Below are 22,603 nucleotides of genomic sequence, written 5' to 3' on the forward strand. Positions count from 1 at the left end.
GTATAACTCATAATGCAATTTTTATTTTGCCAGGATCAACCAATTATAGTACTTATTTCAACACTTGATCTACTTCTGCCAATCATTACACAACCAATCCTGAGCTACATAGTGACTTAATTAGATCACACAATTGCTGTCTGGTTAGCTCAGGTTACTCGACTAACTATAGCACAAAAACCTCCTCTCCTAAAGTTCTTTCATTAGTCCCGGAGCACCAAAAAAATGTGGGTAAATAGGTGGATAAAAAAAGGTAACGAACCGTGGAACACTTCAATCTTTATGGCTAAAAAAATGTATCTTTGTGCAAGTATCAGGTAATTTACGTTACTAGTTCAGCACTAAATTTTAGAAATTATGAAAATAACGTACTACGGACAATCTTGCTTCTTATTCGAAATTGGAGACAATCGCGTGTTATTCGACCCGTTCATTTCCCCTAACGAGCTAGCCTCAAGTATAAACGTAGACGACATAAAAGCTGACTACATCCTGCTGTCACACGGCCATCAGGACCACGTGCACGATGCTGAACAGATTGCTAAAAACAATAACAGCACCATTGTGGCTGCATTTGAGATTACCAGCTGGTACGGTGAAAAGGGCATCCAGAACGTGCACCCGATGAACATTGGAGGTAAAGTAACACTACCGTTTGGCACTGTTAAAATGGTGAATGCCATACACTCCAGTACTTTGCCTGATGGTACACCAGGAGGCCAGGCAGCTGGATTTGTGGTAGAAACCGAAGAACAAACATTTTACTATGCCGGCGATACCGCTTTAACCTACGATATGAAGCTGATACCGGAACAATTTGATGTGGATTTTGCCTTGATGCCGATCGGAGATAACTTTACCATGGATATTCATGACGCCATGATTGCCGCCGATTTTGTGCAGGTAGATAAAGTAATTGGTATGCATTACGACACCTTCCCTTACATCAAAATTGACCAGGAAGAAGTGCAGGAGGTAGCCAGAATGACAGATAAAGAACTTATTTTGATGGAGATAGGTCAGACAATTAACCTATAGTTTTAGAATGGGAAAAATTATTGCAGTTGCAAACCAAAAAGGTGGCGTGGGTAAAACCACCACGGCTATAAACCTTGCCGCCAGTTTAGCAGCTTTAGAATATAAAACGCTTTTGGTTGACGCAGACCCACAGGCAAACGCCACGTCTGGTCTTGGTTTCGACCCTGCCACCATTACCACCAGCATTTACGAGTGCATGGTGGAGGATGTAAAGGTAGAGGATATTATACTTCAGTCGCCGAATATCGAGTTTCTGGACCTGATCCCGTCGCACATCGACCTGGTTGGCGCCGAGGTAGAGATGATCGACATTCCGAACCGTGAGGAGAAGATGAGTGAGGCGCTTAAACCTCTGAAGGATAAGTATGATTACATCATTATTGACTGCTCTCCCTCACTGGGTTTGATCACGGTTAACTCGCTTACTGCCGCTGATTCTGTGGTGATTCCAGTACAGTGCGAGTACTTTGCTTTGGAGGGTTTAGGTAAGCTGCTGAACACGATCAAGATCATTCAGTCGCGCCTGAACACGGAATTGGCCATAGAGGGTATACTTTTAACGATGTATGATGTGCGCCTGCGCCTGAGCAACCAGGTAGTGGATGAGGTAAAAACGCATTTCCAGCAAATGGTGTTTGATACCATTATTCCTAGAAACGTGAAGTTGAGTGAGTCGCCAAGCTTTGGTATACCGGCCCTGTTGCACGATGCAGAAAGCAAGGGTGCCCTTAGTTACCTGAACCTGGCGCGTGAGATAGCAGAGAAGAACAGCGTCGTGCTGGCGAAATAACACATTACGATTACATGTCCGACAACAAGAATTCAGCAGCTAAACGCAAAGGCGGCCTCGGCAGAGGCCTGGGCTCTCTCCTGGAGGGTAACAAGTACACCGGAAAAACTGAGTCATCAACCACCGTTAACGAAGTTAATACTATCGCAGATATAGCCATTAGCCATATACAGACCAACCCATACCAGCCCCGCACGCATTTCGATCAGGCGGCACTGGAAGAGTTGGCAGAGTCTATCAGAATACAAGGCATTATTCAGCCTATCACCGTTCGCCAACTGGACCAGAACACGTTCCAGCTAATATCTGGTGAGCGCCGTTACCAGGCCGCTAAAATTGCCGGCTTAGAGGTAATTCCTGCTTACATACGCAAGGCCGACGACCAGCAAATGTTGGAAATGGCCCTGATCGAGAACATTCAGCGTGAAAACCTGAATGCCATCGAAATCGCCCTCTCCTATCAGCGCCTTTTAACAGAGTGTAGCCTGAAGCAGGAAGAACTAGGCGACCGTGTAGGCAAGAAAAGAACTACTGTTACTAACTACCTGCGCCTGCTTAAGCTTCCGCCAGATATTCAGATTGCCTTGCGCGACAACATCATTAGCATGGGCCACGCACGCGCCCTGATCAACATCGATACGATTGAGCAACAATTAGACGTTTTCAAAGAAGTTGTTGCCAAAGAACTGTCGGTGCGTAAAGTAGAGGAGTTGGTGCGTAACCTGCAGAACGCTAAGAAAAAGCCGGATGCGCAGCAAAAGCTGCAATTTAACAAGTATGATGAGGAGCTGAAAACGGTTGAATCTAAGCTGACATCACAGTTCGGTACTAAAATTCAGGTAAAGGCAAACAACGATGGCAAGGGCGAGATCAAAATTCCATTTGTTTCAGTTGATGAGTTAAACCGTATTTTAGAAATACTAAACTACTAAAGCTACATGAAGCTACATTTTGGTGCTGTTGCGTTTCTGCTAAGTATACTTTTATACTTCTCCCCTGCTACGGCTAAGGCCCAAGTAGTTACCGCCGGCCCCGACTCTGTACAGGTGGCTGTTGCAGTACCGGATACAGCTCAGAAACGCTTTTTTCTGAGCACTTGGGATAAACCTGCTAAGGCTGCGCTATTTTCTGCAGTTATACCCGGCGCTGGGCAGGTTTATAACAAATCTTATTGGAAAGTACCTATCATTTACGCAACGGGTGCTGTTCTTGGGTACTTCCTGATCGACAACAACACCAAGTACCAGGATTTTAGGGAAGCCTTGAATCGACGTAATCGCGACTCTAGTGATGTGTATGTAAATGACCGTGTATATGGTGTTTACAATTTAAATAATAACGGTGTTACAACCCAGCGTGGCACGGAGAATCTCCGCTACAGCCGTGACTTTTACCGCCGAAACCGCGATCTTACTATTATGCTGTCTGTGCTGGCTTATGGGTTAAACATTGCTGAGGCCTACGTACATGCTCATTTAAAAGACTTTGATGTAAGCGACGACCTTTCATTGCGGGTTCAGCCTGATATAATACCGGTTAATGGTAATTTTCGCAATATGACCCCCGGCTTGACGCTTGTTTTATACGCTAAATAGAAATGAAAATACTTTTGATCGGCTATGGCAAAATGGGTAAAACTATTGAGCAGATGGCCCAGGCCAAAGGCCACACCATTGTTGGGAAGATAGATCACAACAATTCTGAAGACCTGCAGAACTATAATGGAAGCAATACCGATGCAGCCATTGAGTTTACACACCCAGAGGCTGCTTTCGAAAACATTTCTTACTGCCTTAGCAATAGTATTCCGGTTGTTTCCGGTTCTACAGGTTGGCTAGATAAGTTTGAAGAGGCAAAACAGCTTTGTGAGCAGAAAAAAGGCGCATTCTTCTATGCCTCTAACTATAGCGTAGGCGTTAACCTGTTCTTCCACTTTAACGAGTACATCGCCAGTAAAATGCAGGAGTACAAGGAGTATAATGTAGCAATACGTGAGATACACCACCTGCAGAAGGTAGATAAGCCAAGTGGTACCGGTATAACAGCTGCCGAGGGTATACTTGCCAGCTACAAGAATTTAGAAGGTTGGGTTGCTGATAATCCGGAAGAAAAAGGTAAATTAAACATTGCTTCGGAGCGTGAGCCTGATGTAGTAGGTACACACATTGTTACCTACAGCTCAGAGGTAGACCAGATAGAGCTTGGCCATATTGCCCACAGCCGCGCTGGTTTTGCCGAAGGCGCTGTAATGGCTGCTGAGTGGCTTGCCGGCCGCCAGGGCGTTTACGGCATGAAAGACATGCTGAACCTGTAACCATAGCACTTACTGATGAACGTAAAATTCTGGGAGAAGAAACCTGTAACCAAGGAGCCTAAAAAGAAGAAGAGCTTTGCCCGTGAGTGGGGCGATGCCATACTTTTTGCTGTTATAGCGGCTAGTTTAATCCGTTGGGCTACTTTTGAGGCGTATACCATCCCTACTCCATCCATGGAGAAGTCGTTGCTGGTTGGCGATTTTCTGTTTGTGAGTAAACTACATTATGGTCCTCGTACTCCTATTACACCATTACAGGTGCCACTTACGCACCAAACCATCTGGGGCACTAATATTCCGTCTTACTCAGATGCCATACAGCTGAACTCTTACCGCCTGCCGGGTTTTTCGGAAGTACAACGTGGCGATGTGGTAGTGTTTAACTACCCGCCGGAAGACGAGCATCCTGCTGACCTGCGTACGAATTACATTAAACGCTGTATTGGCATAGCCGGTGATACCATTACTATCCGTGACATGCAGGTGTATATTAACGGCAAACCTGCTGAAAACCCTGCAGAAATGCAGTACAAGTATTTTCTCTCAACAGATAATATCCTAAACCATAAATTCTTCCTGGACCGCGAGATTACTGATATCACCCGCTGGCAAGGAGGCTACATAATTGATACCTCTCCTGAGAAGGCTAAAGAACTGGCAACGCTGGGGTTTGTAAAGGAAGTAATGCTGCTGAAAGATATACCTGGCAAAGGCGACCCAGAAGTATTCCCGCACGTGCCTAGCAAGTATGACTGGAACAAAGACAATTTCGGACCGCTGTACATACCAAAAGAAGGTGCTACTGTTGCCATAAACGAAAATACTTTACCACTTTACGAGCGTGTTATACTTGCCTACGAGCACAACGAGCACAACGAGAACGCCGAAATACGTGACGGTAAATTATTTATAGATGGCAAAGAAGTAAACCAATATACGTTTAAGCAGGATTACTACTTCATGATGGGTGATAATCGCCACAACTCACTTGACTCACGCTACTGGGGTTTTGTGCCAGCTGACCATGTGGTAGGCAAAGCCGTTATGATCTGGATGTCTACCGACCCGAATGGCAGCTTCCTGAGTAAGATACGCTGGAACCGCATCTTCAACATCATCGACTAAGTTTATACTTTATTCATAAATCAGGAAAGCCAGGCCATAACGGTCTGGCTTTCCTGCTTTATTACTATATATAACCTGTTCTGGTGTAAGGTCGTTTTAAGGCAATAAAAAGAGGCAGCAAGCACAGTGCTGCTGCCCCACCACATCATGGAATATATAAAGCTGTATATAGAGTATATTGCACAGGTAATAGAAGCAATTGGCGTGATAATTATTGCCTTAGGAGCCGCCATTGCCCTACTTCGGTTCTTTGTGCCTATTTGGGACTCCCACCCCAGGTCGTACAGGCAGCTGCGCCAGGATTTAGGCAAAGCCATACTTTTAGGGCTGGAAATAATGGTTGCTGCCGATATTATTGCCACTGTAGTTACTGAGCCTACCATGACGAAAGTGCTTACCCTTGGTTTAGTTGTGTTGATCCGTACCTTCTTAAGCTTATCGTTACAAGTAGAACTAGAAGGCAAATTCCCATGGCAGACATACAAGAAAGCCGATACTTCTGATCACTTAGAAAAGGGACCTTAGCATACTTTACCGCTTTTATAGCAGGTTTCGTATACAAGGATGTGCATCGCTATACTTTACAAATGTTAAAGTATAACCTTGATCTGATCAAAGTTTTAGTAAGCAGGTAATGCCTCAAAAGGATGTATTATACAAACAGATTGCCATTGTATTTACAGGGGTTCTTATCGTAGTATACATTCTTTATAACCAATTTACGCATTCCTCTCTGCGAGGCCATTATACTATAGGCGTTATACTCAACAACATCGAACTAACTCCAGCCGATATGGAGGTGGTGCGGTATGTCATCAAAATGAAAGTTGATCTGATCAACAGGCAAGGAGGTATCAACGGCAGAGAGCTAAGAGTAAAATATTTAGATGACGAAGGAAGCACAGAGGTTGCCAAAGAGGTAGTTCAGAACACTATATCAGACAAAAATTTAATTGGTTATGTGGGTTGCTGGAGCTCTACACGCTCTAAAGCAATTTCGGAAATAGTTGGTCCGGCCAAAGTACCTTTTATCGGTGGTTATACGCTTACTACACTCTTTGACAATTACCCTTCCATGTTTTCCGCTGAACAGGGGATAAAGGATGTAGCTGCTCGATTCGACCTGTTGCTGAAGTCCAATTTTAAACGCCCTGCCTTTATTGGTAAAGCCAACGATCTCTATTCTATTGCCCTTTTGGATAGAATGATGGCATTAGAAAAGTCCGATTCAAAGGCGAAAGTTGTACTTGAGAAATGGTATCCGGCTAATTACAGTTTTACAGCAGCAGACTACGACACACTCTCTCTCCTTCTGGCAAAGGAGGCCGACTTTTTATTACTTTCATTTGAGAGTGGTATCTCCTCCAGTATAGTACGAGAGTTGCGCAAACGGAATATTCAAATTCCTATTTTCACGGCGTTGGGCGATATGGGCTTTGTGGTGTCGCAGGCCGATGGCAAAGAAGCCGGAGAACTTTACGATTTAAACGTAGTGGGAATACCCGGCACATTTAATTTGCGGCTTCAGGAACAGATACCCACGTTGATGACAGAAATTGAAGCTGGTGAGACAATGGAGTTACAACTTGGTTTTAGTGCACGCCTCGCTGATAGCATTGGCATTTTAGCCCAAGCCGCCAAAACAGGAGATGCAGATATAAAAGATATCAGGGAGCGCATAAATAACGGTCTGCATAAGTACATACGTGGTGGCAATATTTACAGAGGCTGGTTCGATGATTGGTATTTTACACCAGACAAAGCCATAGCTGGCGACGTTCTTTTAGCCTGGAAACCTTCTCAACTCGACAGACCTATACTTGCTCCAGATCAATATATGCTTGTAAATGATACCACAAAGAAGGTACCCGTATTTTATATGCATATGGATATGGTGCAGATTAACAGGATAAGCGATATTGAAGGTAGCTTCTACGCTACATTTTACCTGGAGCTTAACTCTACTAACCCCGTTTCGGTGCAGCAAATAGATTTTACCAACGCAGCCAGAAGCGAAACAAACCACGAGTACCTGCTCGACATCAAAACAATCAGTAGGAAAACCTTAGCAGGGCAGCCAACACTTTATAACTACATGTATAAAGTTTCAGGCAAATTTCTCTTTGAGCCTGATTTAAAGAAATATCCTTTTGATAAGCAGAAGTTTTCCATACACTTTCAGCCTGCCAGTGCAGTGCAGCCGTTTTTGATTCAGCCTTCCAATACTGCCCTGAATGATTCTATTTTTGAGGTGAAGGGCTGGCACTACCGCAATCAGTATGTTGGTTACGATCATGACATTATAAAGTATGTCAGTGCATTTACAGACAAGCAGCAAACGTTGCCTTTTTATAAATTCAGTTACACGTATGTTTTAGCCAGAGCCAGAGTAGACTTCTTTTTAAAGGTGCTCACGCCTTTACTTGTTATACTTATTGTTACATACTTTTCGGTTTACATTCCGCTGCACCGCTTCGAAACGCTGGAGGCTATACAGGTTACTTCGCTTCTGGCATCTATTGCCTTATACTTTTCTGCTTACAAACCGGAAATGGAATACGCCACCATTTCAGATAAAATCTTCATCTTCACCTATATTATGATCACATCACTGATCGGCACATCTATTCTTCAATTTGTAAAGCGCAAAAAGTATGACACCGAAAGCAAAGTAGCCAGAATTTACCAGCACTACATCTTCCCGATCATCATTGTTGCTTTTACTTTCGTTATAATCTCCTGAGGAAGGTATATTTGAATCTTATTAACTATAGAAGTAAAAGATTGGTTGACGTACAAACAGACATTGTGATTAATAGGCCGCTTGCTGAAGTAGCTGCATACGCTGCAAACCCGGATAACGCACCAGAGTGGTATGAGAATATAAAGTCGGCAGTGTGGCAGACACCCAAGCCGGTGGCATTAGGCTCGCAGGTTGCTTTTAAAGCGGCATTCTTGGGCCGTGAGCTTGCCTATACGTATGAGATTATAGAGTACATTGCCGGGCAGAAATTAGTGATGCGCACGGCAGAAGGCCCTTTTCCGATGGAAACTACTTACGAATGGGAAGCAATTGATAGCTCTCATACCCGGATGATATTGCGAAATGCTGGAAAGCCATCTGGATTTTCTAAGATTTTTGCCCCACTTATGGCGACCATGATGCGCAAGGCCAACACCAAAGATCTAAAGCGAATTAAGATGATATTAGAAAAAGATAAGCCTTAATTAATGCGCTTTTGATTCAAAACCTTTTCTAAAGTAACTCCAGTACATTTTCAGGTGGTCGTCCAAGTACGGCCTTGTTATCCTTTACCACAATAGGGCGTTCAATTAGTACAGGGTTCTCGACCATAACCTGTATCCATTCCTCGTCGGTTAGCTGCTTGCCCTTATACTCGTCTTTGTAAAGCTGCTCCCCTTTTCGTAGTAGCTGCTCAGGCTTCAGGTTTAGCTTCTGCAGCAAGTCCTTTAGCTCTGTGCCAGTGGGTGGCGTTTTTAAGTACTCTACTACTTGTGGCTGCTGCCCAGCAGTGGTAATTAGCTCTAAAGTCTGTCGGCTCTTGCTGCACCTTGGGTTGTGGTATATCTTAATCATAGCTTACATTTTGTAGTTCTAAATTAAACATAGTGCGCAGGTTTAGCAAGAAAGTAAAGCTAGGTGCCTTAACTTTTTAGTACATTGCCGCCTTATCTGATCAAATTTACTATGAAAAAGACATTACACACTTGGGCTGGCGTACTGGCAATTTGCTTTGCCTGCCTAAACCTCTGGAGCTTTACCTCCCCCGGCAAATCCAAAAACATTACCAATGGCAATCAGCTTGTTAAAGCCATGCACAGCCAGTGGCACAAAAAGTGGTACTCTAATTTTGCATTTGAGCAGCGCGCCATCTACTACGAAGGCGATAAAGTAACCAAAGAAGAAGTGTGGCAGGAAGTATACAGCCAGCCAGGTTATCTGAGTATTCGCTTTGATGGGTTTGAGAGCGGCAACGGTGTAATTTTCAGGGAGGATTCGCTGTATACTTTTAAAGAGAACAAGCTACAGGGTAAAGTTTTCCAACTGCACCCACTCCTTCTGCTTTGTTTCGATGTATACTTTCTGCAGCCGGAGGCAAGTATAAACAAGCTCCAGAAAATCGGTTTTGACCTTACCAAGATGACCGAAGCTAAATGGCAAGGCCGCGATGCTTATATAATTGGTACGACGGATGCAGCTGATACTACCACGCCTCAGTTTTGGGTAGACAAAGAGCGGCTGTACGTAGTGCGGGTGTTAACTAACCCGAAAGGTACACCTCGTGATGTGGAGATCAACAATTACCAGAAACTGGAAGGCAAATGGGTAGCCACTGAAATCATCTTTAAAACCGATGGTAAAACTACTTTAAGAGAAGAATACTTTAACATGCGCTTCCCAAAGGCAATGGACAAGGCTTGGTACGATCCGGCTCTGTTTGCCAATGTGAAGTGGTAATAAGTAACATGGTAAATGTAAAGCAGTGAGAAACTAGAAAGTATAGTTTCTCACTGCTACTTTAAGAGCTGTACAGGCAATTAAGCATTACCAGTCGATCGGCTCCTTACCATTTTCTACCAGATAGGCATTTGCTTTGCTAAAGTGCTTATTCCCAAAAAAGCCTCTGTCTGCAGCAAAAGGCGATGGGTGTGCAGACTTTAGCACCAGGTGTTTGCGTTCATCAATAAAAGCGCCCTTTTTTTGAGCATAGGCTCCCCACAGCATAAATACAACATGCTCCTTCTTTTCATTCACCTGCTGCACAACGGCATCTGTAAATTCCTCCCAACCCTTTTTTTGGTGCGACCCTGCATTACCAGCTCTTACCGTAAGAGTGGCGTTCAGGAGTAAAACACCTTGTTTAGCCCAGCGCTCCAGGTTTCCTGTTGCAGGTAAATCTTTGCCCAGGTTACTTTTAATTTCTTTAAAGATATTTATCAGTGAAGGCGGTATCCGAACCTCATCACGAACAGAGAAAGCGAGGCCATTTGCTTGGTTTGGCCCGTGGTAAGGGTCCTGCCCAAGTATAACTACCTTTACCTCATCAAAAGGGCACATTTCAAAAGCATTGAAGATCTGGCCACCTGGAGGGTAAACTTTTTGAGAAGTGTATTCGTCTTTAACAAAGGAGACAAGACTTTTGAAATACGGTTTTTCAAATTCATCTTGCAGCACATTTTGCCAGCTTTCTTCTATCTTTACATTCATAAGCGTTGAGGGTAGTGAGTTTGGTAAAACACAATCAGTACCTTTGGTGCAACCATTGCATCCATAAATGGTTCTAAAGTATACAAAAAACTCTGTAACATGGATACAAAAACGACAGAAGGTGTAAAAGTTACCGTTACCACAAATTACCTTCCAGACTACTCCAGTCCTGTGCAGCAGCATTATGTATTTGCCTACAAGATTAGTATAGAGAATAATTCTGAGTTTACGGTTAAGTTACTGCGCCGCCATTGGTACATACATGACTCTACTGGTGTTGTGCGCGAGGTAGAGGGTGAAGGCGTAGTGGGGCAACAGCCGGTTTTAGAGCCGGGAGAATCGCATGAGTACGTTTCTGGATGCAATCTGAAAACAGGTATGGGTAAGATGCGAGGCACCTATTTAATGGAGCGCATGGTAGACGGAAAGAAGTTTGACGTAACCATACCAGAGTTTAACCTGATCGTGCCGTATAAGCTGAATTAAGCTCGTTATGTCATTTCGAGCTAAGCGGGGCATCTTTTAAATTGTGATACTCCAAATTTCTCATTACATTCGAAATGACAGCAATTTTATAGGCTTTCTACTAACTCCTGAACCAATCAACCACCCTACAATCAACGATCAGATTAGTGCTCCCTATCCACCTTGCCGCCTATTACCCCATTTACAGAGCAAAAGCTTTTAAACTGCACGGTGTGCATTCTCCGTTCATTTTTGATCTATACCACAATGTCATACTACACGATGGCTTTTATGTAGATTACGGCAATGTAGAGGCACTGCGAAGCGAGCTGCTGCAGGACGAGACACAACTGGAGGTAACAGATTTTGGCGCTGGCCCCAAAGCAGGCAAACAGAAAAAACGGCTGGTAAAAGATATTGCCAGATCTTCTGCTAAACCTGAAAAGTATGGGCAATTGCTGTTCAGGTTGGTGAACCACTTTCAGCCGGATACAATTTTTGATTTGGGTACTTCGCTGGGTATCACGACTAGTTACCTGGCCTCGGCACGCAGAAAAGGTAAGGTTTATACTTTTGAAGGATGCCCCAATATTGCGCAGTTGGCGCAGCAGAACTTTAAAAAGCTGGGGCTAAACCATGTGCAGCTGGTGCTTGGCAACCTGAATGTTACACTACAAAAGCAGGTAGAGCAAGTACAGCAACTTGATTTTGTATTCTTTGACGGCAACCACCGTTACGAGCCTACCATGCGCTACTTTAACCTTTGTCTCACAAAAAGCCACGAGTACAGTGTTTTTGTGATTGATGACCTGTACTGGTCTGCAGAGATGAAACGTGCGTGGCAGGAAATAAAGAAGCACCCGAAGGTGCTTCAAACTGTCGATCTCTTTTATGTAGGTCTTGTCTTCTTCCGGACTTCGCAGCCAAAGGAAAACTTTACTTTATACTTTTAGTCGTTCTCCTGCACAATCTGCGTTTCCCAACCATCAAACTCCCCGTCGTGCTTTATGGCTAACTGCATCAGCATTTCGGTGGTAAGGTAAATAGTTTCTTCATCGGCCTTGCTCTGGTTTGAAAGTACTAGGCTGAAAGGCAGCTCATATTCCTCCGACTCTATTTCCTCCTCTACCTCAAAGCCAGAGTTAGTTATTTCATACTTTGCGGCAGCCCTGTCTTCGGCTGTCCGGAAGTATAACGTATAGGTTATTTTACGCGGTACAAAGGGCTGGTCTCCCTGCTCCTCCAGTAGTTGCAGTATTTTGTTATTATGAATGCGCAGCAAGCTCTCCTCATCCGGGTACAGGTACTCAAAGAACACCTCCCAGTTGGGATCTTCTGTTAACTGGTGCTCAAAAGTATACTCTGGAAATTGCTCACGCAGTTCATCCACCATCTGCTCAACCAGCAGCGTATCGCCGCTGTAGAAGTATAAGCCCCTGCGGCCACTGTTTAGGGTCTTACCTACAAAAACTGCCTCCAGCTTCTGCTCAAAGCTATTCACAAGTACATCTTCTATCTCCTCCAGCTTCGTCCACTCCTCATTATCCGGAAAACCGTCTTCATTGGTGGTCAGCAAACCGACCACTACCTCTATTAGGTGGGGTTTATCCGGCAAGGGAGCTAAATCATACAAACCCAGGTCTACACTTATAAAGGCTGGCGTATCCTCGAGGTAGCAAAAGTAAACGTCCCAATCGGGTTGGTGAGAATTACTCATAAAATAACATTTAAACTTGTATGGCTCTCAGCTTAGCGAATTGCCTGTCTGATACGGATCAGCTTGGGAAGCAGGTCCTCCAACTGGTCGAGTGGCAGCATGTTAGCCCCATCCGACTTGGCTATACTTGGCTGCGGGTGCGTTTCTATAAACAATCCATCTGCCCCTACAGCAATGGCAGCTTTAGCAATCGTCTCGATAAGAGCAGGCTTGCCTCCGGTTACACCAGAGCTTTGGTTTGGCTGCTGTAGCGAGTGCGTCACGTCCATTACCACCGGCACATTGTTGGTTTGCATCTCCGGCAAATTACGGAAGTCTACCACCATGTCAGAATAGCCGAAGCTGTTACCTCTGTCGGTAAGTATAACTTTATCGTTACCAGACTGGCGTATTTTATCTACGGCAAAACGCATGGCCTCACCCGACAAAAACTGGCCTTTTTTAACGTTTACCACCTTACCTGTTTTAGCGGCTGCTACTAATAGGTCGGTCTGGCGGCAAAGGAAAGCCGGTATCTGCAGCACATCCACGTACGCTGCTGCCATAGCAGCCTCGTCAGACTCGTGAATATCAGTAACAGTTGGCAGATCAAACTCCTGCCCTACTTTCTGTAGTATTCGCAATGCCTTCTCGTCGCCAATGCCAGTAAAAGAATCTAACCTGGAGCGGTTTGCTTTGCGGTAAGAGCCTTTAAAAATCAACGGCACCTGAAGTTTATCAGACAGGGTAGCCAGTCGTTCCGCGATCTGCAGCGCCATTTCCTCGCCTTCTATCGCACATGGGCCAGCCATTAAAAAGAAGTTGCCGCTATTGGTATGTTTTAATTTAGGTATCTCAAACATGATTTCTATACTTTGATAATTACTCTTTGGCGCTACAAAGATAGCTATAAAGTTAGAGAGGTTGAAAGTTTGGGAGTTAGAGAGTTTAAGTGTTGTAAATGCAAGAGACTGCATCGTTTATTTCTGCCGCAAACTTACGGCACGGTATAAGGTTTTAAACCATAAAATCAAGCGTTTTCCCGTTCTGCTTCTTATACAATCTACTTCTCCAAAAGTATAAACAACTCGTTGTCCTGGCGTGGCGGTATGGAGTTATAGGCGGTTTCGAAGTGCCTAAATTTAAAGTATGGCTCAAAGTATGATTTATACTCTTCCCGGCTGCCCCCAAAAGGTGGTCCTGGCTTCTGAAAGTTGGTATCAAACAGTAAACCCACCAATTTACCTCCCGGAGCGAGCAAAGAAGCCATTTTTTGAGCATAAGCAGGCCTTAACGCAGGATCGAGGGCGCAGAAGAAAGTTTGCTCCACGATCAGGTCATACTCTTCTTCCAGCTCAAAGAAGTCCTGGTTCAGCAGGTGCTCCCTTGGGAAGTCTGGCATCCGTCGTGCGAAGTTCTGCAATGGTGCAGGAGCTACATCTACCAGAAAAACATTTTTGAACCCGTTGTTGTGCAGGTACTCTGCCTCATAAGCATTTCCGCACCCTGGAATCAGTAGGCGCAGGTCTTTGTTCTGCAATTGATCAAAATAACTTTTAAGTGGAGGCGTTATACTTCCGGTATCCCAGCCTGTATTATTTTGTAAGTATCGCTTTTGCCAATAGCCGGCATCAAAATCTTGCTTCATGCTAATTTGTTTATAACACAAATGTTTTATATTTGAATCTTACATTATTCAGTACTGGTCAAATTACAGATTTTTTCGAAGAAGATAATTAAACTAAACCCTTACTTATGTCAGTAAACACACCTGAAAATAGAAGCAACCGCAAACTCTTAATCGGAGGCCTTCTTGTTGTCCTACTGAGCATCAATGGTATTCTCATCTACATGAATTACCAGAAAAAAGAGAAAACCGAAGAGCAGGAAGAGATTATCAGGGTAAAGAACAGCGAACTGGAAAACCAGATCAAAGTATACGAGGCCCTAAAGGCTGATTTCGAGAGACAAAGCCAGGAGCTGCAGGCAATGGGACTGGAAAATGATTCTTTGGAGGCACAGATTGCCCAGATCTCAACTGACCTTAACCAGTTGCGCGGTTTCAGAAAGAGCAGCTACAGCCTTGCAGACCAGCGCCGTTTCCGCGACAGAGCCAGCGCTTTTGAGAAGCAACTAAAAGAAAAAGATGCTGAAATTGCTAGGCTGAAAGAAGATAACCAGGCACTGTATACAGAGAACACAGGCCTTAAAGTAACGCAGAATCGCCTTTCTGATAGCCTTACTACCATGAAAACTACCAATACAGACCTTACAGAAAAGGTAAAGGTGGCATCAAGGCTAGAAGCACAGAGCATTCAGGTTAACATTATAAACCAGCGTGGCAAAGAAAAAGAAGACAGCGACAGTGAGTACCGTGCCAAGCGCGTAGACAAGATCAGAGTTGCTTTTAAACTTGCTAAGAACGATGTTGCTGAAAAAGAACCTAAAACTGTGTATATGCGCTTAATTGAACCAGACGGAGCCGCTTTGTACAACCTGTCTATGGGTTCTGGCTCTTTCCAGATAGACGGAGAAGACATGTACTATACTGCCAAGCGCGACTTTGTTTTCGACAATACGCAGCAGCAGCTTAGCTTTTTATACGATAAGAACGCCGAGTATAAAAAAGGACAGCATACTATTGAGCTGTACGCAGATGGCTTTATGATTGGCAGAACAAACTTCGTGCTTAAATAACAGCTTTAAAACCTAGTTAAAAAGCCTCTGTTTCTTAGCAGGGGCTTTTTTATTGCCTATCTCGCCGTGCAGATGGAATAGTTTGCTGCCAAAGTATAAATAGTAAGCCATAAAAAAAGCCCCACTCCTAAGGGTGAGGCTTTAGTCCATCGTTCACATGTAAAAATAGCTCTAACGCAAGCGTTAGAATTAATCAACAAGTACTTTACGGTCCTGAATAACTTTAAAGCTTTCCACCATCCTTACCGACTCGTGAACATCTTCGGTGAAAATGGCAATAAATGAACCCGGTTCTCCGTGTTCCAGCGCGTAAGCAATGGCACGCATTTCTTCCGCTATCAGCTTTACCTGTTTTTCAGGTGCTACATCTTCTATACCCTGCATAATAGGCCCAATAATCTCATCGGCTGTCTTTCCACGCAGATCGGCATCAAGCCTTACTATTATTTCGTCAAATGCCTCTCCTGCCACACGTCCTAACTCATAAAAGTCTTCTGTTCGGCGATCGCCTACTCCGGCTATAATGCCAACTTTCTTGGTTACTTCCAGTGCATTTACAAAGTCGCCAATGGCCTTTAGCCCTCCGGCGTTATGAGCATAATCTACCAGTACCTCAAACTGCGGAAACTTAAACAGGTTCATACGGCCTGGCGTCTTGCTCGGTGATGGTATAAACGTGCGAAGTGAAGTTTTAATATCCTGAACATCGAAATGTGAAATATATCCTGCTAATGTTGCAGCTAAAATATTTTCGATGTTAAATCTGGCCTTCCCGCCAAAGGTTAAAGGCACATCTGCTACCCTATCTATCCTGATCTTATAGCTGTTTTTAAAGATAGAAATGTATCCGTTTTCAAATACAGCTGCCAATCCGCCTTTGGCAATATGCTTCAGGATGCGTGGGTTTTCTTCATCCATACTAAACAAGGCTACTTTGCATTCCAACTCATCTGCCATGGCATATACTAAGTCATCATCGGCGTTAAGTATGGCATAGCCGTCTTTGCTTACACTTTTCGGAATAACCGATTTAAGTCTTGCCAGTTCTTCCAGGGTATCTATGCCACCTAGGCCTAAATGATCGGCACTAACGTTAGTAACAATACCGATATCACATTGCTGGAAGCCAAGGCCTGAACGCAGCAAGCCACCACGCGCACATTCCAGTACAGCAAAATTCACGGTAGGATCTTTTAGTACGAACTCTGCACTGTAGGCCCCGGTTGTATCGCCTTTCTCTAACAGTTTATCCTGAATGTAAATACCGTCGGTGGTAGTATAGCCAACCTGGTAACCTTTGCCTTTAACCATGTGCGCAATAAGGCGGGTAGTAGTGGTTTTTCCGTTAGTACCCGTAACAGCAATAATCGGAATTCGGCCAGGAGTACCTCTCGGAAAGAGCATATCCACCACCGGCTCTGCTACGTTTCTTGGCAAACCATAGGTTGGGGATATGTGCATCCTGAAACCAGGTGCGGCATTTACCTCCAGAACAGCTCCTCTTGCCTCGTTTAGTGGTATGGCAATGTCATTGGTCATTACGTCTATGCCGCAAATATCTAACCCGATAAGTCCTGCAATACGCTCTGCCATCAATATATTGTAAGAGTCAACCAAATCTGTCACATCGGTGGCAGTACCGCCTGTACTTATATTGGCTGTAGATTTAAGATACAACACTTCACCGGCTGGTAAAACAGACTTAGTGGTCAGGTTTAGGTTTTTGAGAATATTCTGGGTGTGTTTATCTATCTTAATCTTGGTGAGCTCTTTTTCGTGGCCTACACCACGCCTTGGGTCCTGGTTTTCCTTATCGATGAGCTGCTTAATCGTAGAAACTCCATCTCCTGTTACCATAGCAGGCGTTCTTTTGGCTGCTGCTACAAACTTACCGTTAATCACAAGTAGCCTAAAGTCAAAGCCGCTGATGTACTGCTCCACAATTACATCTTCGGAGTACTCTTTAGCTTCGTTAAAACCACGTTGTGCATCTTTCAGGTTTGAGATGTTGATAGTAGCACCCTTGCCGTGGTTCCCGTCTAATGGTTTAATTACTAGCGGATAGCCCAGCCAGTTTACAGCCCGCTTAAGCTGATCCAAGGTGCTGATGGTAGTGCCTTTCGGTACTGGTATACCCGCATCCTCCAACATTGCCTTTGTTGCGTTCTTATCTCCGGCAATCTCTACGGCAAAGCAGGCGGTTTGTCCTGTCATGGTAGCCTGTATGCGCTTTTGGTTTACACCGTAGCCAAGCTGGATTAAGGAATGACGGTTGAGCCTGATATAGGGTATATTACGGCTTACAGCCTCCGATACAATGGCGTAAGTACTAGGTCCGAAATACTCATCTTCCCGTATTTCATGCAGGCGGTCAATATCATCGGCTAGTTTATACTTTTCTCCTTTTATAAGCGCATTTGTAACACGCACCGCAGCATAGGCAGCATACTCTCCGGCCCTCTCCTCCTGGTACGAGAAAACAACAACCATATGCCCCTCCTCCTTTGCAGGATAGCAGCGACCATATCCTGAGTCCATACCGGCAATGGTTTGCAGCTCCAAGGCAACGTGTTGTACCACGTGGCCAAAGGTTGTGCCCTCTTCCACAGCTTTAAAAAAGCCACCTTCTATGCCCTCTGCGGAGCGGTGGCTGTGCATACCAGGTAAAGTATGTTTAAGTCGCCTGAAAAAATCCGGTACCTGGTTTGTTTGTGTCTGGCTAAGGTCTTCTAAATCCAGCTTTATAACGATGATCTTGGGGTGCTTCACTGACCAATAGTTTGGTCCGCGCATCACGCGCAAATCTATAATCTTCATGTGTCAATTTGTGTGCGTAAGCATTGCTATTTTGTCTTCATGTGTGCTTTATACTTCTGGCTGTAATGCAACAGTAATCCGAAGTATAAACGTCAACCTACTTGTCCAATCTGTCAGGCACAAGAGCTTTATACTTTTTGCTTGATTCGATGATAAGTCTTATGAATATGATTTTAGTGAAGGTGCTATTTCTGTATTTTTACAGATGCATACGTCAAAGAATGGCAAAAGATTTAAGCAGAATCAAAAAATATAGTCCAAATTCTACGTTTAGAGAGGGTAAACTGAGGCAGCTGCCAGATTGGGCTGAGAATTAGTAATTTGTAAAAACAAAAAGCCCCGATAATTTCTTATCAGGGCTTTGAGGTAACGAGCGGATTCGAACCGCTGTAGCAGCTTTTGCAGAGCTGAGCCTAGCCACTCGGCCACGTTACCGTGTTATTTGGTGTGCAAATATACACATAGATGTATGCATGTCAAACTATAGCGGTAAGATTTTTTATACTACACTGCTAAGTTATATACTATCAGACGCTTAATTTTAAGGAAAAGGCAATCTTACATTTAAAACTAAGCCATTACTAGCTGCTCTTGCTGCTACTATACTTCACAAGCTGCTTCACCATTTTATCGGCCGTATCAGCATACTCCTTATTATACTTTTCCATCAACTCCTCACGTGTTGTGTCTTTTCCTTTTGCTTGTTTTTCCCAAAGCACTGAAAGAGTAGCAAAAGGGGGCAGCAATATACCAATGGCATTGTAAAAGTTGCTCACGTTGGCAATTATATGTTGGGCACCGTCTGAATCTCCGGTTATAACAATGCCCCCTGTCTTACCGGCTAGTTTAGACTCTTTGCCTTCCAGAATCTCATCATGTAACTCATCAAGCCTTTCAATCACACGCTGTATCTCCGAAGACTGGTTATTCCACCAGATTGGGCTTGCCATGATTATAATATCTGAGTCTAGTAGCTGCTCAAGTATAGCCGGCCACTCATCTCCCGCTCCCATGTTACTGTAGGTACCTGGTAAAATCGTGTGCTGCACCAATTTAATGATCTTGCAATCCACACCCTGTTTTTTAAAAGTTTGCGCCAGAAATTCAGATAAAACTTCAGTGTTAGATAAACCCTCTCTTTTTAAGGTACCCAGTAGTATAACTGCTTTCATAGTTTAGAGATAGTTAATAATGTATAAAATACTTTAACCAATTTTAAAATATATGGTTTGGGTAAAGCTAAAGTTTATACTTTGACTATGTGATTTGGTTATCAGCTTCGCAATGCACAGATTTTAGTTATTTAATAATGTACGAGGTTATGATACAAAAAAAGGCCCCGGATTGCTCCGGGGCCTTTTGCTATGTAACAAGCTTAAGACTAAGCGTTGTTCTCTTCTTCAGAAGCTTCTTCGTCAGAGCTTTTTGCTTTTTTAGCAGCAGCCTCTAACTTTTTAACGCCAGCTTCTTTCTCGTTGTCCATCATCTTCTCTTTCAGAGCAGAAAGGGCATCCAGGTCACCTAGGGTAGACTTGTTCTCTGCTTCTTTCTGAACTTTAGGAGCTTTCTCTTTCTTCTCGCCAGCAGCAGCAGAAGGCTTCTTCGTAGCTTTCGCTATACGAGCAGCATCAGCGCTCTCTGTGTGCGTAGCAGTGTGAGAAAGAATGATCTTACGATCTTCTTTAGAGAACTCAGTTACTTTGAAGTCAAGGCTCTCACCTGCTTCTACCTGAGAACCGTCTTCTTTAGTTAATCCTTTAGGGAAAGCGAAACCTTCGATGCCGTAAGGCAGCTCAAGTGTAGCACCTCTTTCAGATTTCTCAAGAACAGTTGCTTTGTGCGTAGAGCCAATGTTGAATACAGACTCGAACGTATCCCATGGGTTCTCCTCAAGCTGCTTGTGACCTAACGCAAGTCTTCTGTTTGGAACGTCAAGCTCCAGAACAACTACGTCAAGATTTTCGCCAACTTTAACGAACTCAGATGGGTGCTTGATCTTCTTAGTCCAAGAAAGGTCAGAAACGTGTACAAGACCGTCAACACCTTCTTCAAGCTCTAAGAACAGACCGAAGTTAGTCAGGTTACGAACAACGCCAGTGTGCTTAGTGCCTACTGCGTATTTCGTTAACACATCCTCTTTCGTCCATGGATCTTCAGTAAGCTGCTTAATGCCCAGAGACATCTTACGCTCTTCGCGGTCAAGCGTCAATACAACTGCCTCAACCTCGTCGCCTTGCTTAATGAAGTCTTGTGGGTTGCGCAGGTGCTGTGACCATGACATTTCAGAAACGTGGATCAGACCTTCAACGCCTGGCATCAGCTCAAGGAATGCGCCGTAGTCAGCCACGTTAACGATTTTACCTTTAACTCTTGAGCCAACCTCGATGTCAGCTGGCAACGCATCCCAAGGGTGCGGAGTAAGCTGCTTCATGCCTAGAGAAATACGCTTCTTGTCATCATCAAAGTCAAGTACTACTACCTGTACCTTCTGATCCAAGTTCAATACTTCCTCTGGGTGGTTGATACGGCCCCATGAAATATCTGTGATGTGAAGCAGACCGTCTACGCCACCAAGGTCGATGAACACACCGAAGTTTGTCATGTTCTTGATAACGCCCTCTAATACCTGACCACGCTCTAAGTTGTTCAGGATAGCGGCACGCTGCTGCTCCAGGTCTTTCTCGATAAGTACTTTGTGAGAAACTACTACGTTGTCGAAAGCGGCGTTGATTTTCACAACTTTCACTTCCATTTTCTTACCTACGAACACGTCGAAGTCACGGATCGGCTTCACGTCGATCTGAGAACCTGGTAAGAAGGCCTCAACACCATGGATATCCATGATAAGACCACCTTTCGTTCTTCTCTTAACGATACCTTCCAGAATGTTGTCATTCTCAAGTGCATCGTAGATGCTAGCCCAAGCAGAAACGATTTTCGCTTTCTTGCGAGACAAGATAAGCTGACCGTTTGGATCTTCCTGGTCTTCGATAAATACTTCAACTTCGTCACCAACTTTCAGTTCAGGTAGATCTCTGAATTCTGAAACCGGAACCAAGCCGTCAGATTTGAAACCGATGTTCAGGATCACGTCACGATCAGTGATACCAACAACTGTTCCTTTAACAACCTCCTGCTCCTGTACGGTAGTCAGGGTGTCGTCATACATTTTTTCCATTTCGGCTTTCTCTTCTTTGCTGTAGCCGCCGCCGAAACCTTGAGACTCAAACTTGTCCCAATCGAAATTTTCTGGAGAATTACTCATATTATTTTATTGCTCTGGAGTAGCCACCAGCGTAGAGCAATCCGCTGATTTGGTTTAGGTTATACATTTCCCTGATATGACTCAGGACCACTCACTTGAATGAGCGGCAAAAGTAACAAAATCTCTTATAAAAAACTAATCCTTTTGAGTTTTGCAAGTATGAATTATGGTGAGTGGAAGTATAAACAAGTATATAATCCAGGAAATTTTGTGAAGCACATGTCAATGCGTAGGATTTTGCTTGAATTACCTAACCTAACTAACCTTATCAAAGAGAGAGATTTATACTTCTTACTCCATTTATCTTTTATTTAGCAACATTCTCAATTTTGACATGTAAGTAGATCTTGACAGCAGGGTGTTCAGGATCAAGTTGCTTAACTTATATCTAACAAGAGTAATATCAGAGACTCCTGCCTAGTAACAGGATAATTGGATCAGGGTTGAGGTTAGCATACAGGGACTAACAATTACATTGAAACTGTAACAGCAAAAGGGAGTATTAGTCATGATATACGCTGCCAAACAGCTTATAACTCCTAAAGCACTCTGTTATACTTAGCACCTATATTTATACCTTAACAAGACAAGTACTTCCATCTGATTTAATGCCTTTTATAAAGTTTAAGCTAAATATTTTAGTATTAGCTTAATTAAATTCCTTAGCCTTACCTAAGTATACTCCCCAGTCCTGATTATCAGAATTAAGGTGCATTTGAAGGAAGTAATGCAAGGATGGCTTGATGGGTTTACGACTAAGTTTCAGGCCTGCCTCTTCTGGGGTGCGATCGCCTTTTCGTGTGTTGCAGCGCATGCAGGCTGTAACAAGGTTCAGCCAATTGGTCTCCCCTCCCCTGGAGCGCGGCATCAGGTGGTCTAAAGTAAGGTTTTTGGGTGAGCCACAGTACTGACAGCTATAGTTATCACGGCGCATTACGTTGTGCCTGCTCAGGGCTATACCATAGTAGGGCACCCGCACGTAATGCTGCAGCCTGATTACTGACGGAACAGGATATACCCTATTTACAGTGCGCAGAAATGCGTCTTGGGCCTTTGATACTGTCTCGGCTTTGTTGAGGTATACCAGCAGGAATGCTTTGTGCACAGAGCATACTGCGATGGCACTGAAGTCTTGGTTAAGGATGAGAACTTTATCTTTCATGGCA

Annotated in this window: 22 protein-coding genes and 1 tRNA gene; 13 read left to right on the plus strand and 10 right to left on the minus strand. The window is 44.0% G+C overall.

Annotation, left to right across the window (positions count from 1 at the left end; all coding sequences use genetic code 11):
• Positions 1–357 precede the first annotated feature (357 nt).
• The 9 genes from WG943_RS11305 to WG943_RS11345 all read left to right on the plus strand — a co-directional run bounded on the left by WG943_RS11305 (position 358) and on the right by WG943_RS11345 (position 8,495).
• A complete protein-coding gene (locus WG943_RS11305) occupies positions 358–1,038 on the plus strand; it encodes a metal-dependent hydrolase (RefSeq protein ID WP_340409046.1) in 681 nt (226 codons plus the stop codon).
• A gap of 7 nt (positions 1,039–1,045) precedes the next feature.
• Positions 1,046–1,828 carry a ParA family protein gene (locus WG943_RS11310; RefSeq protein WP_340409048.1) on the plus strand — a complete coding sequence of 261 codons (783 nt, stop codon included), beginning with the start codon at positions 1,046–1,048 and terminating at the stop codon, positions 1,826–1,828.
• A gap of 14 nt (positions 1,829–1,842) precedes the next feature.
• Complete coding sequence (locus tag WG943_RS11315; RefSeq protein ID WP_340409050.1) at positions 1,843–2,760, plus strand: ParB/RepB/Spo0J family partition protein; 918 nt, start codon at positions 1,843–1,845, stop codon at positions 2,758–2,760.
• A 6-nt stretch (positions 2,761–2,766) separates the two neighbouring features.
• Positions 2,767–3,423 carry a DUF5683 domain-containing protein gene (locus WG943_RS11320; protein ID WP_340409052.1) on the plus strand — a complete coding sequence of 219 codons (657 nt, stop codon included), beginning with the start codon at positions 2,767–2,769 and terminating at the stop codon, positions 3,421–3,423.
• A gap of 2 nt (positions 3,424–3,425) precedes the next feature.
• Positions 3,426–4,142 (plus strand): 4-hydroxy-tetrahydrodipicolinate reductase, encoded by a 717-nt coding sequence (gene dapB, locus WG943_RS11325; RefSeq protein WP_340409053.1) that lies wholly within the window; start codon positions 3,426–3,428, stop codon positions 4,140–4,142.
• A gap of 15 nt (positions 4,143–4,157) precedes the next feature.
• Positions 4,158–5,267, plus strand: coding sequence for a signal peptidase I (lepB, locus tag WG943_RS11330; protein WP_340409055.1), 1,110 nt, complete (start codon positions 4,158–4,160; stop codon positions 5,265–5,267).
• A 147-nt stretch (positions 5,268–5,414) separates the two neighbouring features.
• Positions 5,415–5,792, plus strand: coding sequence for a DUF1622 domain-containing protein (locus tag WG943_RS11335; RefSeq protein ID WP_340409057.1), 378 nt, complete (start codon positions 5,415–5,417; stop codon positions 5,790–5,792).
• 109 nt (positions 5,793–5,901) lie between these two features.
• Positions 5,902–8,010: an ABC transporter substrate-binding protein gene (locus WG943_RS11340; protein WP_340409059.1), complete on the plus strand. Its 2,109-nt coding sequence runs from the start codon at positions 5,902–5,904 to the stop codon at positions 8,008–8,010.
• 41 nt (positions 8,011–8,051) lie between these two features.
• Positions 8,052–8,495, plus strand: a complete 444-nt coding sequence (locus WG943_RS11345) for an SRPBCC family protein (protein WP_340409060.1) — start codon at positions 8,052–8,054, stop codon at positions 8,493–8,495.
• A gap of 28 nt (positions 8,496–8,523) precedes the next feature.
• Here WG943_RS11345 and arsC read toward each other — a convergent pair whose 3' ends face one another.
• Positions 8,524–8,865: an arsenate reductase (glutaredoxin) gene (gene arsC / locus WG943_RS11350; protein ID WP_340409062.1), complete on the minus strand. Its 342-nt coding sequence runs from the start codon at positions 8,863–8,865 to the stop codon at positions 8,524–8,526.
• Positions 8,866–8,976: 111 nt separating this feature from the next.
• Between arsC and WG943_RS11355 the strand changes: the two genes are divergently transcribed.
• Positions 8,977–9,747: an outer membrane lipoprotein-sorting protein gene (locus WG943_RS11355; protein ID WP_340409064.1), complete on the plus strand. Its 771-nt coding sequence runs from the start codon at positions 8,977–8,979 to the stop codon at positions 9,745–9,747.
• Positions 9,748–9,834: 87 nt separating this feature from the next.
• Here WG943_RS11355 and ung read toward each other — a convergent pair whose 3' ends face one another.
• A complete protein-coding gene (ung, locus tag WG943_RS11360) occupies positions 9,835–10,497 on the minus strand; it encodes a uracil-DNA glycosylase (RefSeq protein WP_340409066.1) in 663 nt (220 codons plus the stop codon).
• A gap of 99 nt (positions 10,498–10,596) precedes the next feature.
• On the opposite strand from ung, the gene apaG reads away from it, so the two are divergent.
• Positions 10,597–10,983, plus strand: a complete 387-nt coding sequence (apaG, locus tag WG943_RS11365) for a Co2+/Mg2+ efflux protein ApaG (protein ID WP_340409068.1) — start codon at positions 10,597–10,599, stop codon at positions 10,981–10,983.
• Between the two features lie 146 nt (positions 10,984–11,129).
• The gene (locus WG943_RS11370; RefSeq protein ID WP_340409070.1) at positions 11,130–11,915 is read left to right on the plus strand and encodes an O-methyltransferase; all 786 of its coding nucleotides are present in this window, start codon (positions 11,130–11,132) and stop codon (positions 11,913–11,915) included.
• On the opposite strand, the gene WG943_RS11375 is transcribed toward WG943_RS11370, so the two are convergent.
• From WG943_RS11375 to WG943_RS11385, 3 genes are all read right to left on the minus strand, one after another.
• Positions 11,912–12,679 carry a DUF695 domain-containing protein gene (locus WG943_RS11375; RefSeq protein ID WP_340409071.1) on the minus strand — a complete coding sequence of 256 codons (768 nt, stop codon included), beginning with the start codon at positions 12,677–12,679 and terminating at the stop codon, positions 11,912–11,914. The genes WG943_RS11370 and WG943_RS11375 overlap by 4 nt on opposite strands.
• A 32-nt stretch (positions 12,680–12,711) precedes the next feature.
• Complete coding sequence (gene kdsA / locus WG943_RS11380; RefSeq protein WP_340409310.1) at positions 12,712–13,521, minus strand: 3-deoxy-8-phosphooctulonate synthase; 810 nt, start codon at positions 13,519–13,521, stop codon at positions 12,712–12,714.
• Positions 13,522–13,721: 200 nt separating this feature from the next.
• Complete coding sequence (locus WG943_RS11385) at positions 13,722–14,306, minus strand: methyltransferase (protein WP_340409073.1); 585 nt, start codon at positions 14,304–14,306, stop codon at positions 13,722–13,724.
• Positions 14,307–14,413: 107 nt separating this feature from the next.
• Here WG943_RS11385 and WG943_RS11390 point away from each other — a divergent pair, with 107 nt between their 5' ends.
• Positions 14,414–15,355 (plus strand): hypothetical protein, encoded by a 942-nt coding sequence (locus WG943_RS11390; RefSeq protein WP_340409075.1) that lies wholly within the window; start codon positions 14,414–14,416, stop codon positions 15,353–15,355.
• Between the two features lie 189 nt (positions 15,356–15,544).
• Here the strand turns inward: WG943_RS11390 and cphA are convergent, their stop codons facing one another.
• From cphA to WG943_RS11415, 5 genes are all read right to left on the minus strand, one after another.
• Positions 15,545–18,172, minus strand: a complete 2,628-nt coding sequence (gene cphA, locus WG943_RS11395) for a cyanophycin synthetase (RefSeq protein WP_340409076.1) — start codon at positions 18,170–18,172, stop codon at positions 15,545–15,547.
• Positions 18,173–18,536: 364 nt separating this feature from the next.
• A tRNA-Cys gene (locus WG943_RS11400) sits at positions 18,537–18,607 on the minus strand.
• Between the two features lie 146 nt (positions 18,608–18,753).
• Positions 18,754–19,344 (minus strand): flavodoxin family protein, encoded by a 591-nt coding sequence (locus WG943_RS11405; protein ID WP_340409078.1) that lies wholly within the window; start codon positions 19,342–19,344, stop codon positions 18,754–18,756.
• 209 nt (positions 19,345–19,553) lie between these two features.
• On the minus strand, positions 19,554–21,437 hold the full coding sequence (gene rpsA / locus WG943_RS11410) for a 30S ribosomal protein S1 (RefSeq protein WP_340409080.1): 1,884 nt from the start codon (positions 21,435–21,437) through the stop codon (positions 19,554–19,556).
• Positions 21,438–22,086: 649 nt separating this feature from the next.
• Positions 22,087–22,599, minus strand: a complete 513-nt coding sequence (locus WG943_RS11415) for an HNH endonuclease (RefSeq protein WP_340409081.1) — start codon at positions 22,597–22,599, stop codon at positions 22,087–22,089.
• Positions 22,600–22,603: the final 4 nt, after the last annotated feature.

Source organism: Pontibacter sp. H249 (assembly GCF_037892465.1).
In the GTDB taxonomy this organism is placed as follows: Bacteria; Bacteroidota; Bacteroidia; order Cytophagales; family Hymenobacteraceae; genus Pontibacter.

Bases quoted from the DNA above. Each gene is read 5' to 3' on its own strand.
- WG943_RS11305 (WP_340409046.1), top strand. From the start codon at position 358: ATGAAAATAACGTACTACGGACAATCTTGCTTCTTATTCGAAATTGGA.
- WG943_RS11310 (WP_340409048.1), top strand. From the start codon at position 1,046: ATGGGAAAAATTATTGCAGTTGCAAACCAAAAAGGTGGCGTGGGTAAA.
- WG943_RS11315 (WP_340409050.1), top strand. From the start codon at position 1,843: ATGTCCGACAACAAGAATTCAGCAGCTAAACGCAAAGGCGGCCTCGGC.
- WG943_RS11320 (WP_340409052.1), top strand. From the start codon at position 2,767: ATGAAGCTACATTTTGGTGCTGTTGCGTTTCTGCTAAGTATACTTTTA.
- dapB (WP_340409053.1), top strand. From the start codon at position 3,426: ATGAAAATACTTTTGATCGGCTATGGCAAAATGGGTAAAACTATTGAG.
- lepB (WP_340409055.1), top strand. From the start codon at position 4,158: ATGAACGTAAAATTCTGGGAGAAGAAACCTGTAACCAAGGAGCCTAAA.
- WG943_RS11335 (WP_340409057.1), top strand. From the start codon at position 5,415: ATGGAATATATAAAGCTGTATATAGAGTATATTGCACAGGTAATAGAA.
- WG943_RS11340 (WP_340409059.1), top strand. From the start codon at position 5,902: ATGCCTCAAAAGGATGTATTATACAAACAGATTGCCATTGTATTTACA.
- arsC (WP_340409062.1), bottom strand. From the start codon at position 8,865: ATGATTAAGATATACCACAACCCAAGGTGCAGCAAGAGCCGACAGACT.
- WG943_RS11355 (WP_340409064.1), top strand. From the start codon at position 8,977: ATGAAAAAGACATTACACACTTGGGCTGGCGTACTGGCAATTTGCTTT.
- ung (WP_340409066.1), bottom strand. From the start codon at position 10,497: ATGAATGTAAAGATAGAAGAAAGCTGGCAAAATGTGCTGCAAGATGAA.
- apaG (WP_340409068.1), top strand. From the start codon at position 10,597: ATGGATACAAAAACGACAGAAGGTGTAAAAGTTACCGTTACCACAAAT.
- WG943_RS11375 (WP_340409071.1), bottom strand. From the start codon at position 12,679: ATGAGTAATTCTCACCAACCCGATTGGGACGTTTACTTTTGCTACCTC.
- kdsA (WP_340409310.1), bottom strand. From the start codon at position 13,521: ATGTTTGAGATACCTAAATTAAAACATACCAATAGCGGCAACTTCTTT.
- WG943_RS11385 (WP_340409073.1), bottom strand. From the start codon at position 14,306: ATGAAGCAAGATTTTGATGCCGGCTATTGGCAAAAGCGATACTTACAA.
- WG943_RS11390 (WP_340409075.1), top strand. From the start codon at position 14,414: ATGTCAGTAAACACACCTGAAAATAGAAGCAACCGCAAACTCTTAATC.
- cphA (WP_340409076.1), bottom strand. From the start codon at position 18,172: ATGAAGATTATAGATTTGCGCGTGATGCGCGGACCAAACTATTGGTCA.
- WG943_RS11405 (WP_340409078.1), bottom strand. From the start codon at position 19,344: ATGAAAGCAGTTATACTACTGGGTACCTTAAAAAGAGAGGGTTTATCT.
- rpsA (WP_340409080.1), bottom strand. From the start codon at position 21,437: ATGAGTAATTCTCCAGAAAATTTCGATTGGGACAAGTTTGAGTCTCAA.
- WG943_RS11415 (WP_340409081.1), bottom strand. From the start codon at position 22,599: ATGAAAGATAAAGTTCTCATCCTTAACCAAGACTTCAGTGCCATCGCA.